Genomic DNA, 20,004 nt, shown 5'->3' with positions numbered 1-20,004 from the left:
TTGTAATAAGGTTCTTCACTATTCTACCCTCGGCTGTTGTGCCGAACTTAGGGCAGTCGTAATCGGAATCAATTCATCTCCGGCAGATTTCCACTGTTGGAGAAGCTGATATTGGGCGATTCCATCGCCTTCTCCAGCATCTTGGCGTAGGCATCCTTCGGCACGTCCACAGCGCCGAATGTCTTCAGATGCTCGGTAGTGAATTGTGTGTCGAGCAGGGTGAAGCCGCGCTCGCGCAGCCGCTGGACGAGATGGACGAGACAGATCTTGGAAGCATCTGTGCGCCGGGAAAACATGCTTTCACCAAAGAAGGCCGATCCCAGCGAAACGCCATAGAGACCGCCAACCAGCATGTCTCCCTCCCAGGCTTCCACGGAATGAGCGTGGCCTATGTGGTGCAGGGTGCCGTAGAGGGTGCGGATCGTATCGTTGATCCAGGTGCTTGGGCGGTCGTTGGTCTCTTCGGCGCAGGCAGCGATGACGGCTTCGAAATCGGTGTCGAAGCGAATGTCGAAGGGATTTTGGCGGATCTTCTTCGCGAGGCTCTTGGAGACGTGAAAGCCGTCGAGAGGGATAATGCCTCGAAGTTCCGGCTCGACCCAGAAGATTTCCGGGTCGTCCGCCGATTCGGCCATCGGGAAAAGTCCGATGGAATAGGCGCGCAACAAAATCTCCGGGGTAATGCCGGGACGTTTGCCGCGCGCTCCGGGCACAGGCTAGGCCGGTGTTTTCGCCAGGTAGTTTTCCAGCCAATGGATATCGTAATCGCCATTGGCGATATCCTGATTGGAAACCAGATCCTGGAAGAGCGGTAGAGTGGTCTTGATGCCGTCCACCACGAATTCGTCGAGCGCGCGACGCAGGCGCATCATGCACTCGACGCGGGTGCGCCCATGCACGATCAGCTTGCCGATCAGGCTGTCGTAGTAGGGTGGAATCTTGTAGCCCTGATAGGCACCGGAATCGATGCGGACGCCGAGACCACCGGGCGCATGGAAATGCGTGATCGTGCCGGGCGAGGGGACGAAGGTGCGGGCGTCTTCGGCATTGATGCGGCATTCGATGGCGTGGCCATGGAAATGCACCTCATCCTGCGTCACCGAGAGACCACCGCCGGAAGCGACGCGGATCTGCTCATGCACGAGATCGATGCCGGTGATAGCTTCGGTCACCGGATGCTCCACCTGCAGACGGGTGTTCATTTCGATGAAATAGAACTCGCCGTTCTCGTAGAGGAACTCGATGGTGCCGGCGCCGCGATACTTCAGCTTCTTCATCGCGTCGGCGCAGATCTTGCCGATCTTCATGCGCTGCTCGACGTTGAGCGCCGGGGAGTTGGCTTCTTCCCAGACCTTCTGGTGACGGCGCTGCAACGAGCAGTCGCGTTCGCCGAGATGGATAGCGTTGCCTTCGCCATCGCCGAACACCTGGATTTCGATGTGGCGGGGCTTGCCGAGGTACTTTTCCATGTAGACGGATTCGTTGCCGAAGGCGGCTGCGGCCTCCGTGCGTGCCGTCGACCAAGCCTCGATCAGGTCCTCTTCGGTGCGGGCGACCTTCATGCCGCGGCCGCCGCCGCCGGCGGTCGCCTTGATGAGCACGGGATAGCCGATCTCGCGCGCCGTCTTCAGCGCCTCCTCCTCGGTCTTCACTTCGCCGTCGGAGCCGGGAACGACCGGAATGCCGAGCTGCTGTGCCGTGGTCTTGGCGGTGATCTTGTCGCCCATGATGCGGATATGCTCCGCCGTCGGGCCGATGAAGGTGATGCCGTGCGCATCGAGAATATCGGCGAACTTGGCATTTTCCGAAAGGAAGCCATAGCCTGGGTGCACGGCGTCGGCGCCGGTGATTTCACAAGCGGCAACAATCTGGTGGATGTTGAGATAGCTGTCGCGCGATGGCGGTGGCCCGATGCAAACGCTTTCATCCGCGAGGCGCACATGCATCGCGTCGCCGTCGGCGGTCGAATGCACCGCAACGGTCGCAATGCCAAGCTCCTTGCAGGCGCGCAGCACGCGAAGCGCGATCTCTCCGCGATTGGCTATGAGAATCTTCGAAATAATGGGCATGGGCCGGCCTTACTCGATGACGACCAGGGCTTCACCGTACTCGACCGGACGGCCGTCCTGAACGAGGATTTCCGTTACGGTGCCGGACTTGGGCGCAGGGATCTGGTTCATCGTCTTCATGGCTTCGATGATGAGCAGCGTCTGACCTTCCTTGACGGTCGCGCCGACCTGGATGAAGGCAGCAGAGCCCGGGGCGGGCGCCAGATAGGCGGTGCCGACCATCGGTGCGCTGACGACGTTGTCAGGATTGCGGGTCTTGCCGGCGGGAGCGGCAGCTGCAGCCGGCGCTGCTGCGATGGCAGCAGGAGCAGCGTAAGCGGCCGGGGCGGCGATCGGCGCCTGGACATATTGCATCGTGCCAGCGCGCGACACGCGGATGCGCAGATCTTCCTGCTCGACTTCGATCTCGGTCAGATCCGTGTCGTTGAGGATGTTGGCGAGATCGCGAATCAGCGCCTGGTCGATACCCGATTTCTTTTCAGCCATTGGATTTCTTGCCCTGTATTTTTGTTATTGGGTGATGGATTTCAGCGCTTGCAGCGCCAGGATGTAGCTATGAGGTCCGAAACCGCAGATCATGCCCTTTGCTGCGGGCGCGATCATCGATTTGTGTCGGAATTCTTCGCGTGCGTGGATGTTGGAGATATGCACCTCCACGACGGGAATGGAGATGGCGCGGATCGCGTCATGCAATGCGATTGACGTATGACCATAGGCGCCGGGATTGATCGCGACGCCGACGGCCTTGTCGCCAGCTTCGTGCATCCAGTCGACCAGCACGCCTTCGTGGTTGCTCTGTCGGAAATCGACGACGAAGCCCAGGCTTTCACCTGCAGACTTGCAGTCGGCTTCGATATCCTTGAGCGTCTTGCCGCCATAGATGCCCGGCTCGCGCTTGCCCAAGGCATTCAAATTGGGTCCGTTAAGGACAAAAATTGTTTGCGCCATCAGAGGTTCCGTCAAAGTGCAGCGCAACCTATAGACTCCCGAGGCCTTATAGGAAAGCCCCGGAGCGAAGGTTGCAGGTCTCCAAATGTGGAAACGCCGCGATTTTGGCATTTTTGCGCCGCGCAATGACGCGACGCCGTTTCAAAGCCCGGCAAAATATCGGTGGGCTACTTGGCTCTCCGCTTTTGAGAGCCGGCTTTGCGCCCTTCAGCAGCTCGTCTTGCCGCAGCTGCGGACGTTGGCGATCTTCTCCTTGATGGCATCGAGCCCGATCGCGCCGGAAATCATCTCATTACCGATGACATAGGCGGGCGTGCCGTTGACGCCGAGATCGGTAGCAAGCTGGTATGTCGCCTTGATCATGTCGGTGTTCGGCGCCTTTGCCATCTCGGCGCGGATGGCTGCTTCGCTGACGCCAAGCGAGGTGGCGACATCGATTGCGGTGTCTTCGGAAGCGCGGCCGTCGCTACCCAGCAGCTTGTGATGGAATTCGGCGTATTTTTCCGGCGCAAGCAGGCGGAATGCGCCGGAAACCCGGGAAGCGGCAACCGAATCCTGACCGAGGATCGGGAATTCCTTCAGGACGAAGCGAACATTCTTGTCCTGCTGCAGGAGCTTGTCCATGTCGCCAAGCGCATGCCGGCAATAGGTGCAGTTGTAGTCGAAGAACTCGACGACGGTAATATCGCCCTTCGGATTGCCGATGGCCACATCGTCCTTGGAGTTGAAGATCGCGTCCTTGTTCTGAGTGATCACCTGGGCCGACTGCGCAATGCGGGCGTCGTCCTGCTTCTTTTCGAGTGCAGCCTGCGCATCAAGCAGCACTTCCGGATGCTCGACGAGATATTCCTTGATGAAATCCCCGATTTCCTTCTTCTGCTGGGCATCCAGCGCGGCGGCCGGCTGAATTGTGGCGAAGGATGCTGTCAGGGCAATCGCCGAAACCGTCAGCAGGCTTTTGAGAGAAAAGGTCATTGGGTCCTCGTTTGGATCTGAGCGGAGACGTCATTCTCGGATGCGCCATAGCATCGTCGGGTTAACATCCGCAAATATGCGTCGACAATTTACGGTGCGTCCTTATTTCCAGAAACAGGAATTTTCACGACAAAGCCGTAATCGCAGGATTGTGAACAAGCAGATATTGCGGCAAATGTCGCTTGCCAATCCGATCCGAAAGAGAATTGACCTTGTTTTCCCTATCCAAGCGCAGTGATGTCGAACCTTTCCATGCCATGGACGTGCTGGCGGAAGCGACGCGGCGACGCCAGGCCGGACACGCGGTCATTTCCATGGCCGTGGGGCAACCGTCCCATCCTGCGCCCCAGGCGGCGTTGGAGGCGGCGCGCGTAGCCCTCGGCCACGGGCGCATCGGTTATACGGATGCGCTCGGCACTCTGGCTCTGCGGCAGGCACTCTCCGCCCATTATCAGGCACGCCATGGTCTGAGCATCGATCCCAAGCGCATCGCCATTACGACGGGATCGTCCGCCGGCTTCAATCTTGCCTTCCTGACCTTGTTCGATGCCGGCGACAGTGTCGCCATCGCCCGGCCGGGCTATCCGGCCTATCGCAATATCCTTGCAGCTCTCGGGCTCGATGTCGTCGAGGTCCCTGTCACCGAGGAAACGCAGTTTACGCTGACGCCCGAGAGCCTCGAGGCGGCGCAGGCCGCAAGCGGCAAGCGGCTGAAGGGCGTGCTGCTCGCGAGCCCCGCCAATCCAACCGGGACGGTAACGGGCAGGGCGGCCTTGAAGGCGCTGGCTGATTATTGTGCCGATCGCTCTATCGCCTTCATCTCCGATGAGATCTATCACGGGCTGACCTTCGTCGGCGAGGAGACGAGCGCGCTGGAGCTGACCGACGAGGCGATCGTCATCAATTCCTTCTCTAAATATTATTGCATGACGGGCTGGCGCATCGGCTGGATGGTCTTGCCGGAGCGGCTGGTGCGCCCCATCGAGCGTGTGGCCCAGAGCCTTTATATCTCCGCGCCGGAACTGTCGCAGATTGCCGCCGAGGCAGCTCTCGGCGCTGGTACCGAGCTCGACGTCTATCGCGAGAGCTACGGCCGCAACCGCGATTTCCTGATGCAACGGCTGCCGGAAATCGGCTTCCGCATCGCCTCGCCGATGGATGGCGCCTTCTACGCCTATGTCGATGTCAGCCGTTTTACCAATGACAGTATGGCCTTTGCCCGGAAGATGCTGGCGGAAATCAATGTCGCCGCCACGCCCGGCCTCGATTTCGATCCGCTGGAAGGACATCGCGCGATGCGCATCTCCTACGCCGGCTCGAATGCCGAGATCGAGGAAGCCACCGAACGCATGGCGGCCTGGCTGAAATAAGAATCCACAATCAATGACTTGTGCGGGCTTGCGGAAGCGCCTTCGCAAGTCGAGCAGTCGTACGCGTCAAGCGCTCTTCTCGCCTTGGGTCTCGGTCTACCGCCTGTAGTCATCGCAAGGCCGTGACGCGGTATGAGCAGATGCAGCAATCAAACGTGTCGACTGGCTGCGGAAACGAAAATCCGGCCGCGTCGCCACGGCCGGATTTTTCTTAAATCACTCGCTGCTGAGCTTCTTAGAAGAAGCCGCGGCGCTGCCACCAGCCAGCCTTCTTCGGCTTGGTCGGCTCCCCGTCGCCATCGCCGCCTTCGTTAGCGCGGGTGGATTTCACCACCGGTGCGGACGAGGACACGTTGGATTCGCGGTTGGCGCGGGCCGGCTTGGCTGTATCCTCGGTCGTTTCCGCTGTCGCCGCTTCTGCCGGACTGTCGAGAACTTCGGCGATCTCGGCAATTGCTTCGGCTTCGACATCTACCGCAGGCGTTGCTTCGATAGAAGGCGTTTCGACCGGCGAGGCCTCTGTGGCCTTTGCCTTGCGGCGACCACGGCCCTTGGCGGGCTTGACGTCCTCGGTGACGATGGCCGCCGTTTCGACTGCCGCCATGGCCGGTTGCGCTTCGACGGCGGCTTCGCCTTCGGCAACGACGATCTCGGCCACCGTTACGGTTGCTTCGCCACTTTCTTCCGCGTCGGCTTCGTCAGTATCGGTTTCGTCGCTTGCGGACTGTTCGTTGCCCTCGTTTTCACGATTGCGTCGGCCACCGCGCTTGCCGCGACGGCGGCGCTTGCGCTTCTGCTGGGCGTCGTCGTCACCGCCGGCGGATGCGGCATTGTCTGCGCCTGCATCGCCGTCATCATCATCGTCGCCTTCTTCTCCGTCTGCATCTTCTGCAACATTCGTCGCAGAACCGTCTTCGGAGGTCGAGGCGGACTGAGCATCGTTGCCGCGGCCACGACGCCGGCGGCGGCGCTTGCGCTTCCGGTTGCCGTCATTGCCCTCGGAACGAGCCGCAGGCTGCTGTTCGCTGCTCGCAGCCTTTTCTTCCAGCTCTTCGTCTTCATCCTCATCGGCTTCGACGACGATATCGTCGTCATCGTCGTCCGGGATGGCGGCGAAGTTGAACAGGCTTTCGATCTTCACCGGGTTGGCGACGGGCTCGCCGCGGTCGATCGCGAAATGCTGCGTGCCGACGGCATTGTCGGCATCGATGACGATCGCAACGCCGAAGCGCGCTTCGTAATCGATGATCGTCTGGCGCTTGTGATTGAGGAGATAGAGCGCGATATCCGGCGTCGTCCGAACGGTGATGTCGTGCGTCGTGTTCTTGAGCAGGTATTCCTCTATGCCGCGCAGGACATGCAGGGCAACGGAGGACTGCGAGCGAACGTGGCCGGTGCCGCCGCAATGCGAGCAGATCTGCGTGGTGCTTTCGAGAACCGAAGCGCGGATGCGCTGGCGCGACATTTCCAGAAGGCCGAAATGCGAGATGCGGCCGACCTGGATACGGGCGCGGTCGTTCTTCAGGCATTCCTTCAGCTTCTTCTCGACGGCGCGGTTGTTGCGCTTCTCTTCCATGTCGATGAAGTCGATGACGATCAGGCCGGCAAGGTCGCGCAGGCGCAGCTGACGGGCGATTTCCTCTGCCGCTTCCAGGTTCGTCTGGAGTGCTGTGTCCTCGATCGAATGTTCGCGGGTCGAACGGCCGGAGTTGACGTCGATCGAAACCAGCGCTTCCGTCTGGTTCATGATCAGATAGCCGCCGGAACGTAGCGTCACCTGCGGCTGCAGCATGCGGTCGAGCTGCGCTTCGATGCCGGAGCGCGAGAAGATCGGGTGAATGTCGCGATAAGGCTGAACCACCTTTGCGTGGCTCGGCATCAGCATCTTCATGAAGTCTTTCGCTTCACGATAGCCTTCTTCGCCGGCAACGATGATCTCGCCGATATCCTTGTTGTAAAGGTCGCGGATCGAGCGCTTGATCAGGCTGCCTTCTTCATAGACGAGGCAAGGCGCGGTCGAAGCGAGCGTCAGCGTGCGGACGTTTTCCCACAGACGCATCAGATATTCGAAATCGCGCTTCACTTCGACCTTGGTGCGGTTGGCACCGGCGGTACGCAGGATGACGCCCATGCCCTGCGGCACCTCGAGCATCTTGGCGATTTCCTTCAGGCGCTTGCGGTCCTGCGGATTGGTGATCTTGCGGGAAATGCCGCCGCCGCGTGCCGTGTTCGGCATCAGAACCGAGTAGCGGCCTGCGAGCGAGAGATAGGTCGTCAGCGCCGCACCCTTGTTGCCGCGCTCTTCCTTGGCCACCTGCACCAGCAGGATCTGCCGGCGCTTGATGACTTCCTGAATTCGGTACTGCTTACGTGGCTTGCGCTGGACGCGATCGGGGACTTCTTCCATCGCATCTTCGGCACCGACGGATTCAATCACTTCCTCTTCGTGGTCATGATCGTCATCATCGTCGTCGTCGTCATGGCGGCGCTTGGAGGTCGTGACATCCTCGGAGATCGAATCGGTTTCGACCATCGCAGCCATCTCGCCGGACGGACCTTCCTCCTCTTCGCTCGGCGCATCGACTGCGGCCGTTGCTTCGGGAGCGGATGTTTCTTCGGCGGGAGCCTCGGCTACCACCTTCTTTCGGCTACGGCGCGGCTTGGCCTTCTTGGCCGGTGCGGCTTCTTCGGCGGGCGCGGCTGCCTCTGTGGCAGGTGCCTCTTCCGCGATCGCGGCGGGCACCTCGGCTCCTTCGCTCTCTTTCGCAACGATGCCGATATCGGGCTGTTCCTGCTGCGAAAGATCGAGCGCCGTTTCCACATGCTCGACATCGTCGTCGCGGCGATGCTCTTCGGCTTCGGCCTTCAGCAGCGCCTGACGATCGGCGAGGGGGATCTGGTAATAATCGGGATGAATTTCGGCAAAGGCCAGAAAGCCATGCCGGTTGCCGCCGTAGTCGACGAAGGCCGCCTGCAGCGAGGGCTCGACCCTCGTTACTTTTGCGAGATAGATGTTGCCGCGTATCTGCTTCTTGTGCTGAGACTCGAAGTCAAACTCTTCTATGCGGTTCCCGCGAACGACAACGACGCGCGTCTCTTCCTCGTGAGACGCATCGATAAGCATTTTGTCTGCCATGAAAGCTGTGCTCCTCGGCGCAGACAACCGGATGGGGGCCTGCCTGTCGCTGGGACAGGCCGGATATGATCCGCAATTGTTGCACCGGATAATGAAAGTCGCGATGGCTTATTCGGAGATGACAGCATCCAGACGGCGGCCGGGGCATTGCTTCCCTGGGGTCTGTTGACTTTCTGAAAAAGCTGCTGCGGTAACATCCGTAACCAAGCGAGATCGACTATGCCTAAGACCCAAATGGGCCCGATGAATGTGCTCTCTAAAGAGCGTTTGGTGGCTCTCCACCGATGAATTCCCCGTGTGAAACCGGAAATTCAGATATCCACTGTTCAAAGCAGAAGCACTGCAGACGTCGGATGAATGCCGCTTATGGCGCCTGGTACTCGAGGCGGCTGCCGTTGCGACGACTCTATCCCGTCAACACTTCTACCCTAATGTGCGTTGTATGTTTTATCTGTCACAATAGCAAGGGAAAAGCCAAGTATGCCATAATATTGATGGATTCGTCGGATGATGAGAACGCGGGGAGGGGTATCGTCGATTCGCCTCCCGGCGCGTCATCGGATGCGGCCATCACGTCAGACCTGGTTCCCACTATTGGGACTTCAAAAACAACGTCGAAACCAATATGGGGCGCGTTGGGCACTTGGTAAAGGGATTGCGGCATGTGGCGGAGATTGGCGTGAGGGCTTTGCGATTTGTGACGGCGGCCTTCGCCCTGGCGATTCTGATGTCGGTTTCGGCCTTCGCCCCGGTTGCGACAGCGGCCGATTCAGTGCTTGCCTATGGCGCGCGCATCGCAGGCGACGAAGCCCGCACGCGCATCGTCATCAACATGGATCGGCCTCCAACCTTCACGGTTCATTATCTCGACAATCCCGTCCGCGTCGTCGTCGATCTTCCGGCGACGGCCTTCGGCTTCCCGTCCGGCGATCTCAAGCCGACCGGCCTCTTCAAGGATATCCGCTACGGCACGATGGATGCCGACAGCGCCCGTATCGTGCTGACGGCAAAGAAGCCGGTAAAGCTAGTGATGGCAAAGGTCATGGCCGATGAAAACGGTAAGGGGCAGCGCCTCGTGCTGGATGCCGAGATGCTGCCGGCCGAACAATTTGCCGATCTGGTAAAGAAGCAGAGTTGGACGAGCGCCGATACGGCCAAGGATGTCGGCCCCGTCGACCCCACGCAGAAGACCGATCCGGGCACGTTCCTGGTTGCGGTCGATGCCGGCCATGGCGGTATCGATGCGGGCGCGACCGGCACAGATGGCGTCACGCAGGAAAAGGACATCACGCTTGCCTTTGCGAAGATGCTTGCCGACAAGCTGAATGCGCAGCCCGGCATCAAGGCCTTCCTGACGCGTGACAAGGATCAGTATCTCTCCCTGTCCGAGCGCGTGACGATCGCCCGCCAGAATCGCGCCTCGCTCTTCATCTCGCTGCATGCCGACACGCTGAAGCAGAAGGATATTCGCGGCGCGACCGTCTATACCATTTCCGACAAGGCGTCGGACCGGCTTGCCGGTGAAGTGGCCGAGCGTGAAAACAAGTCCGATCAGATCGCGGGGACCGAGACTCAGACGCCGCCCGCCGCGGTCAACGATATTTTGATGGATTTGACGCGCCGCGAGACGCAGGCCTTCTCCATTTCGCTGGCGCAGGATGTGCTGTCCTCGTTCAACGGCCAGATCGCCACGATCAACAACCCTCATCGCCACGCCGGTTTCCAGGTCCTGACGGCGCCGGATGTGCCTTCGATCCTGCTCGAACTCGGCTTTCTCTCCAACAAGGATGACGAGAAGCTGCTGCTCGATCCCGATTGGCGGCAAAAGGTCGTCGATCGGCTGACGGAGGCGGTGAAGCAGTATCGCGTGTCAATCATCGCCAATGGTGGTTGACGACGCAGCGAGGAGCGCCGGCAGTGGCTTCCATGTAACAGCGGCGCACTTTAGAGTTGGATGAAATTGGAATACCGGCGAGGAGCCCTATTTTGCTCACATTCCCGCCGTTACAGCGAAGTATCATTTGCTCGCGTCTGAAGCATGGCTTTGTCCCATTGCCGTCTTGCATTCACGCCGCGAGCGTGCAAAACGCCCGTGATTATGCGATGATCTCGCGCACGTGCCGCATGAAGAACAAGCACCGGTAGTATCATATGATCAGACTGATTGGATATTTCTTTGGGCTGGGCTGCCTCCTGTTTCTGGGCGCAGCGGCTGCGGCTGCCATCTATCTGAGCGTGGTCTCGAAGGAATTGCCCGATTACGAGGTGCTTGCCAAATATGCGCCGCCGGTGACGACGCGCATTCATGCCGGCAACGGCGCGCTGATGAAGGAATATTCGCGTGAGAACCGGCTTTTCGTGCCGATCCAGGCCATTCCTGACCGTGTCAAGGCGGCTTTCCTTTCGGCTGAAGACAAGAACTTCTACAATCACCCGGGCGTCGATATCGGCGGTCTCCTTCGCGCCGTCGCAGTGAACCTGCAGAATATCGGCTCCGGCCGTCGATTCGTTGGCGCTTCCACCATCACGCAACAGGTCGCCAAGAACTTCCTGCTCTCGGCCGACCAGACGTTCGACCGCAAGATCAAGGAAGCGATTCTGTCCTTCCGCATCGAGCAGGCCTACAGCAAGGACAAGATCCTCGAGCTGTACCTTAACGAGATCTATTTCGGCCTCAATTCCTACGGTATCGCCGGCGCGGCGCTGACTTATTTCGACAAGTCCGTCAACGAGCTGACCATCGCCGAATCGGCGTATCTGGCGTCGCTCCCGAAGGGGCCTGCGAACTACAATCCCTTCCGTCGCGCTGAAGCAGCGCTGACACGCCGCAACTGGGTGATCGATCGCATGGTCGAGAACGGCTATGTCAGCCAGAGCGACGGCGAAGAAGCAAAGAAGCAGCCGCTCGGCGTCGTGCCGCCGAAGAGCGGGCCATCGCTCTTTGCCTCCGACTATTTCGCCGAGGAAGTTCGGCGCCAGCTGATCGACCAGTATGGTGAGAAGACCCTCTATGAGGGTGGCCTTTCGGTTAGGACGTCGCTCGATCCGCAGATGCAGCTTGAAGCCAGAAAAGCCTTGCAGGACGGTCTTGTCGATTATGACCAGCGTCGCGGCTATCGCGGCCCGATCAAGCAGATCGCCACGTCTCAGGATTGGGGTGCCGAGCTTGCCAAGGTTCCGGGACTGAGCGACGTGCCGGAATGGCAGGTGGCCGTTGTCCTCTCCGTATCCGATCAGGAGGTCGATATCGGTCTGCAGCCGCGCATCGACGCTGGAGGCAAAGTCTCGACGGAGCGCACGCGCGGCACGATTGCGGCTGCCGACATGCGCTGGGCTTTCCGGGCGGCCAGCGGTGGCAAGGTCGCCAAGTCGCCGAGCGGCGTGCTGAGCGCCGGTGACGTTATCTTCGCGCAGAAGACGGGCAATGCCGATTCGAGCAGCTATCGCCTGCGTCAGCCGCCGAAAGTGCAGGGCGGCTTGGTTGTGATGGACCCGCACACCGGCCGCGTTCTGGCCATGGTTGGCGGCTTCTCCTATGCGCAATCCGAATTCAACCGCGCAACGCAGGCCAAGCGTCAGCCGGGTTCGTCGTTCAAGCCGTTCGTCTACGCAGCGGCCATGGATAACGGCTATACGCCGGCATCGGTCATTCTCGATGATCCCTTGCAGATCACGCTCAGCAACGGCGATGTCTGGAAGCCGACCAACTACGAGGGCGAGGGTGGTGGCGTTCACACGCTGCGTTTCGCCATCGAGCACTCCAGAAACCTGATGACGGTCCGTCTCGCGTCCGACATGGGCATGCCGCTGGTCGCCGAATATGCCGAGCGTTTCGGGATCTACGACCATATGAACCCGGTTCTCGCCATGTCGCTCGGCGCCGGCGAAACGACGGTGCTGCGCATGGTCTCGGCCTATTCGGTCATTGCCAATGGCGGCAAGCAGATCAAGCCGACGCTGATCGACCGCATCCAGGACCGTTACGGCAAGACCATCTTCAAGCATGAGGAGCGCGTCTGCGATAGCTGCAACGTAAGTTCCTGGCAGAATCAGGACGAGCCCGTTATCGCCGATAACCGCGAGCAGGTCCTCGATCCGATGACGGCTTACCAGGTCACATCGATGATGCAGGGCGTCATCATCCGCGGTACGGCTGCAGGCAAGATCAAGCTCAACACCGATGTCGCCGGCAAGACCGGCACGACCAACGACGAGAAGGACGCCTGGTTCGTCGGCTTCACGCCTAGCCTCGTCGCCGGTCTTTATGTCGGTTATGATTCGCCGGTTACTCTGGGTCGCGGCGGTACGGGTAGCGGGCTTGCAGCCCCGGTCTTCAACGAATTCATGCAGGCTGCCACGAAGGATCAGCCGCCGGAGAAATTCCAGGTTCCGGCCGGCATGACCATGATGGCCGTCAACCGTGCGACCGGCATGGCGGCGCAGCCGGGCGATCCGAGCGCGATCATGGAAGCCTTCAAGCCGGGCACCGGCCCGGCCACGAGCCTCCAGGTCATCGGTGGGGGCGAGGCTGCGCAAGTGCCTCCGGAGGAAATTCTGCGAACGTCGCCCCAGGCCAACCAGGCGGTCACCTCCGGATCGGGCGGTCTCTTCTGATCCTGTCCAATTTGTCCGATCCCCATGCCGCAGGGCTTTACAGCTGCGGCATGTATATCTATTTCACCAGCACTCTTTGAAACGGATGACCGCTCATGTTGGGCGGCGCAATGAAGAAGCAGGATCATGAGAGCCGAAATCGAGAAAATAGTCGACGAAACCAAGCAGGCTATCACCCTGCTGAGGAGGCATCTTTGACTGGGACCAGGCCGTAAGACGACTGGACTGGTTGAATAACAAGGCGGAAGATCCGACCTTGTGGAACGACGCTTCGGAAGCGCAGAAGCTGATGCGCGAGCGTCAGCAGCTCGATGACGGCATCAATGGCGTCCGTGCGCTCGAGCAGCAGCTCGCCGACAATATCGAGCTGATCGAGCTTGGCGAGGAAGAGGGCGACGCCGACGTCGTGCGCGACGCCGAGGATGCCCTGAAGGCCCTGAAGGCAGAGGCAGCGCGTCGCCAGGTGGAAGCCATGCTGTCGGGCGAAGCGGACTCCAACGATACCTACCTCGAAGTCCACTCCGGTGCCGGCGGCACAGAAAGCCAGGACTGGGCGAACATGCTGCTGCGCATGTATACCCGCTGGGCCGAACGCCAGCGCTTCAAGGTGGAACTGCTCGAAGTCCATGACGGCGAAGAAGCCGGCATCAAGTCGGCGACGCTGCTCGTCAAGGGGCACAATGCCTATGGCTGGCTGAAGACCGAATCGGGCGTGCATCGCCTGGTGCGCATCTCGCCCTATGACAGCAATGCGCGCCGTCACACCTCGTTCTCGTCGATCTGGGTCTACCCTGTTGTCGACGACTCGATCCAGATCGAGATCAACGAAAGCGATTGCCGCATCGATACCTACCGTTCGTCCGGCGCCGGTGGTCAGCACGTCAACACCACCGATTCGGCCGTGCGCATCACGCATATCCCGACCGGCATCGTCGTGCAGTGCCAGCAGGAGCGCTCGCAGCACAAGAACCGCGCCAAGGCGTGGGACATGCTGCGCGCCCGCATGTACGAGGCGGAATTGATGAAGCGGGAAGAGGCCGCCAACGCCGAAGCCGCGTCCAAGACGGATATCGGCTGGGGTCACCAGATCCGCTCCTACGTCCTGCAGCCCTACCAGCTGGTCAAGGATCTGCGCACCGGCGTTGCCAGCACGGCGCCGAGCGACGTTCTGGACGGCGATCTCAACGAGTTCATGGAAGCGGCCCTTGCGCACCGCATCAGCGGCGCGGCGGATGCCGTCATCGACGACGTCGAGTAGCTGTGGATCAATGGAATAGAAAAGAGCCCCGGAAACGGGGCTTTTTTATTGGCACATCATGTTCGGAGGAGCGTGCAGGCGCTTGCGGCCGAAAGATCAGGAACGCAGCGCTCGCCGGCCACGGGAAATAGCATTCAATCCGAAAACTGCTCCGCCAGGATTCTGTCCGACCATGATCCGTCCGGATCGGACAGGATACGGGCCGTCGTATCCTCGCTCTGCATGATCCGGACGCCGACCACCGATTTCACTTCGGTATTGTCGGCGGCCGCATTGACCGGTCGCTTTTCTGCCTCGAGCACGGTGATATCGACCGTTACCTTATTCGGCAGCAATGCGCCGCGCCAGCGGCGAGGGCGGAAGGCGCTGACCGGCGTCATGGCGAGCAGTGGCGCTTCCAGCGGCAGGATCGGCCCGTGCGCGGAAAGATTATAGGCGGTGGAGCCGGCAGGGGTCGTCACCATCAGCCCGTCGCAAATGAGCTCCGGCAGGCGAACGCGGCCATCGATCTCGACCTTGAGCTTTGCCGTCTGGTAAGACTGACGGAACAGCGACACTTCATTGATGGCGAGCGCGACGCAGGTGCTGCCATCGGCATTGCGCGCAGTCATCTGCAGCGGATGAAAAGCATTCTCGACGGCAGCTTCGATGCGTTCCGGCAAGCCATCCGTGTGGTAGTCGTTCATCAGGAAGCCGATGGAGCCGCGATTCATTCCATAGACGCGCTTGCCGGTATTCATTGTCTTGTGCAGCGTCTGGAGCATGAAGCCGTCGCCGCCGAGCGCAACGATGATGTCAGCCTCTTCCTGCGGCGTCTGGCCGTAGAGGCGAATCAGTTCCGCCTGTGCCTCCTGCGCTTCCGGAGTAGGCGAGGCGAGAAAACAGACCGGTTGAAAATGACGCGACATGCAATGCCCTTTTTAGTGTCGTACTAGGAGGTAATGATATTCCCCCTGTGCGACAAGACGTTTTGCAAAGACTGGTGAATCCGGTTTGGCTTTCGAACGGGGATACTGAAGGCGGCAGTGGATTTTCTCTTTACAGAAGATCAAAATCTGTTACTTGGCATGCCGATAAGCCCTTGTAGCTCAGTTGGTAGAGCACCTGATTTGTAATCAGGGGGTCGCGGGTTCGAACCCTGCCGGGGGCACCACATTTTTCCTGGAAATTGTTGATCGTTTCGTCCGTGGTATGGAAAACCGCTGGCGGCGACATAATATGTGGTTGCTAACGAGTTCCGCATACTCGTTGGAGTCCTCAATGTTATAGAGTGTGCCCGGAACCATATGCCCAGCAAGCCCAAGAAGCCTAAACTCGAACACTCCGAGCTTTCGGGTGAGTTCACCGATGACGGTGTGACCGTTCTGGTCGATATCTTTCGCCCGGCCGGCACCAATGCCGACTGGCGGATGGAGGTCATTACGCCGGAAGAGGATCTCATCGAATGGGAAGAGCCCTTCGCGACCGACCGCGAGGCTTTCGACGAATTCCTGGCAACGATCGCGCGCGATGGCATCAGGTCCTTCTTCGACGAGGCTGATCCTGCGGTCCATTGACGCTCGGTCCGCCTATTGGCAGCGATAGGCGCGCTCGGAGAGCGCGCCCATGCCTGAACGGGTCATGAGCTCGTAAAGCAGCCGCCGGCTGAAGGGATTGTGCAGGCGTATGGCGTCGCATCCGAGGAAATGCGTGTCGGCCAGCTCGAATGCGCCGAGATGCGGTGCCTGCTCTATGGCGGCGCGATAGAAGTCGTGAAATTCGCGCCGGCAGACATAGGTCTTGTACTTCGTCATACAGAATGTCGAAAAAGCATCGTCATTGTCGCGGATGAAATCCGCCATGCCGACGGTCACTTCCGGCCACGCCGGATTGAACGTGTCGTCGAAGACGATGATGCCGTGATCTGCGACCGTGTCCCTGGCAAGATGACTGTCGGAGACGAGATTGGGCAGGCTGTGGCCGCCATCGACGCTGAAGAAGCGCACCGCGCCGATCTTGTCGGTAATCTCTTCGGCGGAGAAGGTCCTGCTGTCGCCGACGAGCAGCATATCCTTGTCGACCGGCAGGCCGAGGCGCTCTCCATGTTCGAGAAATAGGCGATACTGGTCCGACATGCCGTCCGAGACATTGCCGATATCGAAGAGATCGATGCCGAGAACATTTTCATCCGGGGCGGCGATCTTCTTCAGGAGAAAATAGGACCGGCCGAAGTAGATGCCGATTTCGGCGAGGCCTCCATCTAGGCAATGCTGTCTCTGATGTTCGAGCAGCGAAAGAAAAACCAGGGCGTCCGGTGGATCGATATATCCCTCCACGCTTCGAAGCTCGTGGAAAATGAATTTTCGGATATTCGATGGCATCATGCGCGCCGCACCTGTCCGGTTATGTGACACTCTCGACCAGCTTCATGCCGGTTTCAGAAAACATAGTCACATTTCCGATACGTCAAGCCGCGGGGCGCTTCGATATGCTCAGCCGGCCTTATTTGCGGACCAGCAGCAGCGGTTCGCCTTCCTCTTCTTCGGATTTCTGGAAGCTGCCGTCCGGCTTCATATCGAAGGAGAGCGAGGAGCCGTCATTGCCGAGCATGACAAGCCCGAACCCTTCCGACGCCCAGAGCGAGAGCTTGAGATCGCCGACTTCGCTGGCGCAGTCACTGGCCGGCGACATCTTGGCGGTGCCGTCCTGATCCTTTTCCGTCGTAAGTGTCACATCGCAGACTGGCTTGCCGTCCGGCGTCTGGATGCGCCACGCGCCGGCAAGGCTTGCGGTGGTCGGCACGTGGTCGACGTCTCCGAGGGCAGGCAGCAGCCAGGTCGGGTCGCCGCCTTCGCTTTCCCAGGGCGAGCCTTCCTCTTGCTGGAAGCGCATGAGCGCCTTGCCCCCGGCATCGGCGATGACGAGCGAACCGTCATCGGTGAAGTTCCAGGTCTTGGCCGTTACGAGGGCGGGCAGGGGCGTTGCGCAGGTATCGGCGCCCGTGACTTCATAGCCACCGGAAACCGTGTTCGTACCGAAGGTGAGACGGCAGCCCTTGGCGCCGCTTTCCGGCGCAACCAGCCATATGCCGGCCTGTGCCTGGACCATTTCGTCATCGGCGGAATGCGCCGGCTGGACCATTGTCAAAGCAAGAGCGGCGGCAACCGCCGCTGGACCGAGAAGACGGATCAAGGCAAATTCTCCCAAGGTGCTGCGGCAGCGTCGGGCGCCGCTATGATTTGAGATAGGACCGCGTCGCATATAGCGCGATCGCGGCTGCATTCGAGACATTGAGCGATTTGATGGCACCCGGCATGTCGAGCCGGGCGAGCGCACTCACGGTTTCTCGGGTCTTCTGGCGCAGGCCCTTGCCCTCGGAGCCGAGCACGAGGGCGATCTTGTCACCGCTGAAGGTGCCTTCGAGTGGCGCCGGACCTTCCGAATCAAGCCCGATCGTCGTGAAACCGAGCCGGTGCAGCTCGCCGAGCGCATCGGCGAGATTGGTGATCTGTATATAAGGTATTAGTTCGAGCGCGCCCGAGGCCGATTTTGCCATCACACCTGATTCGGTCGGGCTATGGCGCTGCGTCGTGATGACGGCACCGGCATCGAACGCGACGGCCGAGCGCATGATGGCGCCGACATTGTGCGGGTCGGTCACCTGATCGAGAACAAGCAGCAGCGGGCTGTCCTTCAACGCCTCGAGGCGGCGCACGGGCAGGGGACGCGTTTCCAGCATCACGCCCTGATGGATAGCCTCCGGGCCAAGCACCTTGTCGATATCCTGCGGCGAGACGATCTCGACCGGGATGCCTAGTTGATCTGCCGGGCCGAGTTCCAGCCGCACCAGCGCGTTCTGCGTCGTGGACAGCTTGATGTTCTTGCGCTGTGGGTTGCTCAGCGCCGCACGAACCGTATGCAGGCCATAGAGGAAGACCTGATCGGGCGCGAGTTCCGGCGGCTTCCAGTCATCGGCGCCAGCCTTCTTCCGCTTCTGTGGCGCCGGCGTCGGGATCTCGCCGCGCTCGCGCTTGGCATCGCGATGCGCGCGCCGCAGCGTTGCATAATGAGTGTCCTTGGCCGAGCGGTCGTCGGCGGTGCTGTCTTGGCCGTGACGGCCGGATGATTTGTCTTTGCTCATGCGGCTTTATAACCAGCGCCTTCCTGAGCGCATAGTCCTCTTTCAGCGCCGGGCTTTTCCCACAGGCTGAAATTTTTTCGTCATTTTTGGCAATTCATTGTGTTGACAGACGGAAATCGTCCGGTCATATACGCGGCGCAGATGACGGCGGCGACGCCAACATCTAGCAAGCTTGGTCGCAAGATCCAGTCGGAATACTGGAGGGATGCCCGAGTGGTTAAAGGGGACGGACTGTAAATCCGTTGGCTCAGCCTACGTTGGTTCAAATCCAACTCCCTCCACCATTCCGCACCGGATCTTGACCATCCCGCGGGTATAGCTCAATGGTAGAGCAGCAGCCTTCCAAGCTGAATACGCGGGTTCGATTCCCGCTACCCGCTCCAAGATTTTCAATTTATTAGCGTTTCGATCGTTCTTCGCTATAGCGAAAAGAGTGTCGTGCTGAATGGCTGTTGGCTTTGGTAGCCCTCCAGCCAAAGCGCGATCCCTTCGGCGCGCGTATTAGATCCCACCTTTGCATAATTGACACGAAGGGTTGCTTATATCCGGGCGAGCGGTAGATAATGCTCAAGCAACCGAAACGGGAGAGCGCAAATGGGTATCTTCGACAAGATCAAGGGTGCAATCTGGGGACAGGCAAAGGCTGCCGAGGCTGCTCCTGCACCGACGACCACCGCCGCAACCGCCAATCCGGCGCCTGCGCCGACGCCGGCTCCTTCGGCAACCACTGCAGCGACCTCGCCAGCGACGAGCGCGCCATCCGCGCCGGTGGATATCGCTGCGATCCTCGATGCCGCCGTCAAGAACAGCGGCCAGAAGCTCGATTGGAAACATTCGATCGTCGATCTCATGAAGGCGCTCGGCATGGATGCGAGCCTTTCGGAGCGCAAGGAGCTGGCACAGGAACTCGGCTATACCGGCGATGCCGGAGATTCCGCCAAGATGAATATGTTCCTGCACAAGGCGCTTCTGAAGAAGCTTTCGGACAATGGCGGCAAGGTGCCGGCCGATCTTCTCGATTGACGAGTGCGAAGTTTCGGTGCGTCTGATCGTGCCGGATAATGTATCGTGACAGATGGCGATTCATCGTCGCCTCACTATTTCGCGCCCTTTCCCGTCGGGAGAGGGCGCTTTGCGTTGATAACGGGTGGATGCTTCACACTGCATCGGGCACTGGAAGTTTCGTCTGTGCTTCCCTATCTAAGCGCCTGAACCGGCAAATGCTTTTTTGCCTTTCCGGATCGGCCGGCGAACCTTGCGCGGCGAAGGAATGTTGAAGGCTTGAGATCATCCGCCATCAACGAGGCTTCGCGCGGAATAGGCCCCGCAATTAAGTCTTGCGCAAATGCGACGAAAGCCTTAAACGGCGGCACTAAACCGGTTCGCCGGGGTCACTCATTACGTTCATAGGAAGCATTCAAATGGCAAAGAGTAAGTTTGAGCGCAATAAGCCGCACGTTAACATTGGGACGATCGGGCACGTTGACCACGGCAAGACGTCCTTGACGGCAGCG

17 protein-coding genes and 3 tRNA genes are annotated in these 20,004 nt (G+C 59.9%); 10 read left to right on the top strand and 10 right to left on the bottom strand.

The features are described 5' to 3' along the window. Positions 1 to 68: 68 nt before the first annotated feature. The 5 genes from aat to BJ928_RS00085 form a co-directional block, all read right to left on the bottom strand. Complete coding sequence (gene aat / locus BJ928_RS00105; protein WP_047627009.1) at positions 69 to 713, bottom strand: leucyl/phenylalanyl-tRNA--protein transferase; 645 nt, start codon at positions 711 to 713, stop codon at positions 69 to 71. Positions 714 to 716: 3 nt separating this feature from the next. Then, entirely contained in the window at positions 717 to 2,069 is a 1,353-nt protein-coding gene (accC, locus tag BJ928_RS00100) for an acetyl-CoA carboxylase biotin carboxylase subunit (RefSeq protein WP_082011740.1), read from the bottom strand. Between the two features lie 9 nt (positions 2,070 to 2,078). Continuing rightward, on the bottom strand, positions 2,079 to 2,555 hold the full coding sequence (gene accB / locus BJ928_RS00095) for an acetyl-CoA carboxylase biotin carboxyl carrier protein (RefSeq protein WP_047627008.1): 477 nt from the start codon (positions 2,553 to 2,555) through the stop codon (positions 2,079 to 2,081). 24 nt (positions 2,556 to 2,579) lie between these two features. Beyond that, positions 2,580 to 3,017 carry a type II 3-dehydroquinate dehydratase gene (gene aroQ / locus BJ928_RS00090; RefSeq protein WP_047627007.1) on the bottom strand — a complete coding sequence of 146 codons (438 nt, stop codon included), beginning with the start codon at positions 3,015 to 3,017 and terminating at the stop codon, positions 2,580 to 2,582. A 207-nt stretch (positions 3,018 to 3,224) separates the two neighbouring features. Continuing rightward, on the bottom strand, positions 3,225 to 3,992 hold the full coding sequence (locus BJ928_RS00085) for a DsbA family protein (RefSeq protein WP_047627006.1): 768 nt from the start codon (positions 3,990 to 3,992) through the stop codon (positions 3,225 to 3,227). 212 nt (positions 3,993 to 4,204) lie between these two features. On the opposite strand from BJ928_RS00085, the gene BJ928_RS00080 reads away from it, so the two are divergent. Beyond that, entirely contained in the window at positions 4,205 to 5,362 is a 1,158-nt protein-coding gene (locus BJ928_RS00080; RefSeq protein ID WP_047628687.1) for an aminotransferase class I/II-fold pyridoxal phosphate-dependent enzyme, read from the top strand. Between the two features lie 235 nt (positions 5,363 to 5,597). Here BJ928_RS00080 and BJ928_RS00075 read toward each other — a convergent pair whose 3' ends face one another. After that, on the bottom strand, positions 5,598 to 8,498 hold the full coding sequence (locus tag BJ928_RS00075; protein WP_047627005.1) for a ribonuclease E/G: 2,901 nt from the start codon (positions 8,496 to 8,498) through the stop codon (positions 5,598 to 5,600). 727 nt (positions 8,499 to 9,225) lie between these two features. On the opposite strand from BJ928_RS00075, the gene BJ928_RS00065 reads away from it, so the two are divergent. From BJ928_RS00065 to prfB, 3 genes are all read left to right on the top strand, one after another. Beyond that, positions 9,226 to 10,392 (top strand): N-acetylmuramoyl-L-alanine amidase, encoded by a 1,167-nt coding sequence (locus BJ928_RS00065; protein ID WP_183079370.1) that lies wholly within the window; start codon positions 9,226 to 9,228, stop codon positions 10,390 to 10,392. A 257-nt stretch (positions 10,393 to 10,649) separates the two neighbouring features. Then, positions 10,650 to 13,112 (top strand): penicillin-binding protein 1A, encoded by a 2,463-nt coding sequence (locus tag BJ928_RS00060; protein WP_047627003.1) that lies wholly within the window; start codon positions 10,650 to 10,652, stop codon positions 13,110 to 13,112. Positions 13,113 to 13,238: 126 nt separating this feature from the next. Next, positions 13,239 to 14,370 (top strand): peptide chain release factor 2 gene (gene prfB, locus BJ928_RS00055; RefSeq protein ID WP_120296411.1). Its coding sequence is split into 2 segments (ribosomal slippage): positions 13,239 to 13,307 and positions 13,309 to 14,370, totalling 1,131 coding nucleotides; the frame shifts between segments, so codons are not numbered across the junction. 134 nt (positions 14,371 to 14,504) lie between these two features. Here prfB and BJ928_RS00050 read toward each other — a convergent pair. Beyond that, a complete protein-coding gene (locus BJ928_RS00050; RefSeq protein WP_047627001.1) occupies positions 14,505 to 15,278 on the bottom strand; it encodes an NAD kinase in 774 nt (257 codons plus the stop codon). Positions 15,279 to 15,447: 169 nt separating this feature from the next. Between BJ928_RS00050 and BJ928_RS00045 the strand changes: the two genes are divergently transcribed. Next, a tRNA-Thr gene (locus BJ928_RS00045) sits at positions 15,448 to 15,523 on the top strand. A gap of 133 nt (positions 15,524 to 15,656) precedes the next feature. After that, positions 15,657 to 15,926: a hypothetical protein gene (locus BJ928_RS00040; RefSeq protein ID WP_047627000.1), complete on the top strand. Its 270-nt coding sequence runs from the start codon at positions 15,657 to 15,659 to the stop codon at positions 15,924 to 15,926. A 12-nt stretch (positions 15,927 to 15,938) separates the two neighbouring features. Here BJ928_RS00040 and BJ928_RS00035 read toward each other — a convergent pair whose 3' ends face one another. From BJ928_RS00035 to rlmB, 3 genes are all read right to left on the bottom strand, one after another. Further along, on the bottom strand, positions 15,939 to 16,730 hold the full coding sequence (locus BJ928_RS00035; protein ID WP_047628686.1) for a class I SAM-dependent methyltransferase: 792 nt from the start codon (positions 16,728 to 16,730) through the stop codon (positions 15,939 to 15,941). 121 nt (positions 16,731 to 16,851) lie between these two features. After that, a complete protein-coding gene (locus BJ928_RS00030; RefSeq protein ID WP_047626999.1) occupies positions 16,852 to 17,541 on the bottom strand; it encodes an AprI/Inh family metalloprotease inhibitor in 690 nt (229 codons plus the stop codon). 40 nt (positions 17,542 to 17,581) lie between these two features. After that, positions 17,582 to 18,490, bottom strand: a complete 909-nt coding sequence (rlmB, locus tag BJ928_RS00025) for a 23S rRNA (guanosine(2251)-2'-O)-methyltransferase RlmB (protein WP_047626998.1) — start codon at positions 18,488 to 18,490, stop codon at positions 17,582 to 17,584. Between the two features lie 199 nt (positions 18,491 to 18,689). On the opposite strand from rlmB, the gene BJ928_RS00020 reads away from it, so the two are divergent. From BJ928_RS00020 to BJ928_RS00005, 4 genes are all read left to right on the top strand, one after another. Then, positions 18,690 to 18,774 (top strand) — tRNA-Tyr (locus tag BJ928_RS00020). A gap of 25 nt (positions 18,775 to 18,799) precedes the next feature. Next, positions 18,800 to 18,873: transfer RNA gene (locus BJ928_RS00015), tRNA-Gly, on the top strand. 211 nt (positions 18,874 to 19,084) lie between these two features. Continuing rightward, positions 19,085 to 19,513, top strand: coding sequence for a DUF3597 domain-containing protein (locus BJ928_RS00010; protein WP_047626997.1), 429 nt, complete (start codon positions 19,085 to 19,087; stop codon positions 19,511 to 19,513). A gap of 398 nt (positions 19,514 to 19,911) precedes the next feature. Then, on the top strand, positions 19,912 to 20,004 hold a 93-nt coding region (locus BJ928_RS00005; RefSeq protein WP_018010120.1), incomplete at its 3' end, for a GTP-binding protein.

It is taken from the genome of Rhizobium sp. WW_1 (assembly GCF_003610155.1).
Taxonomy (GTDB): Bacteria; Pseudomonadota; Alphaproteobacteria; order Rhizobiales; family Rhizobiaceae; genus Rhizobium; species Rhizobium tropici_A.
The sequence above is the reverse complement of the archived record's forward strand: the minus strand, read 5'-3'. Positions and strand labels throughout refer to the sequence as shown.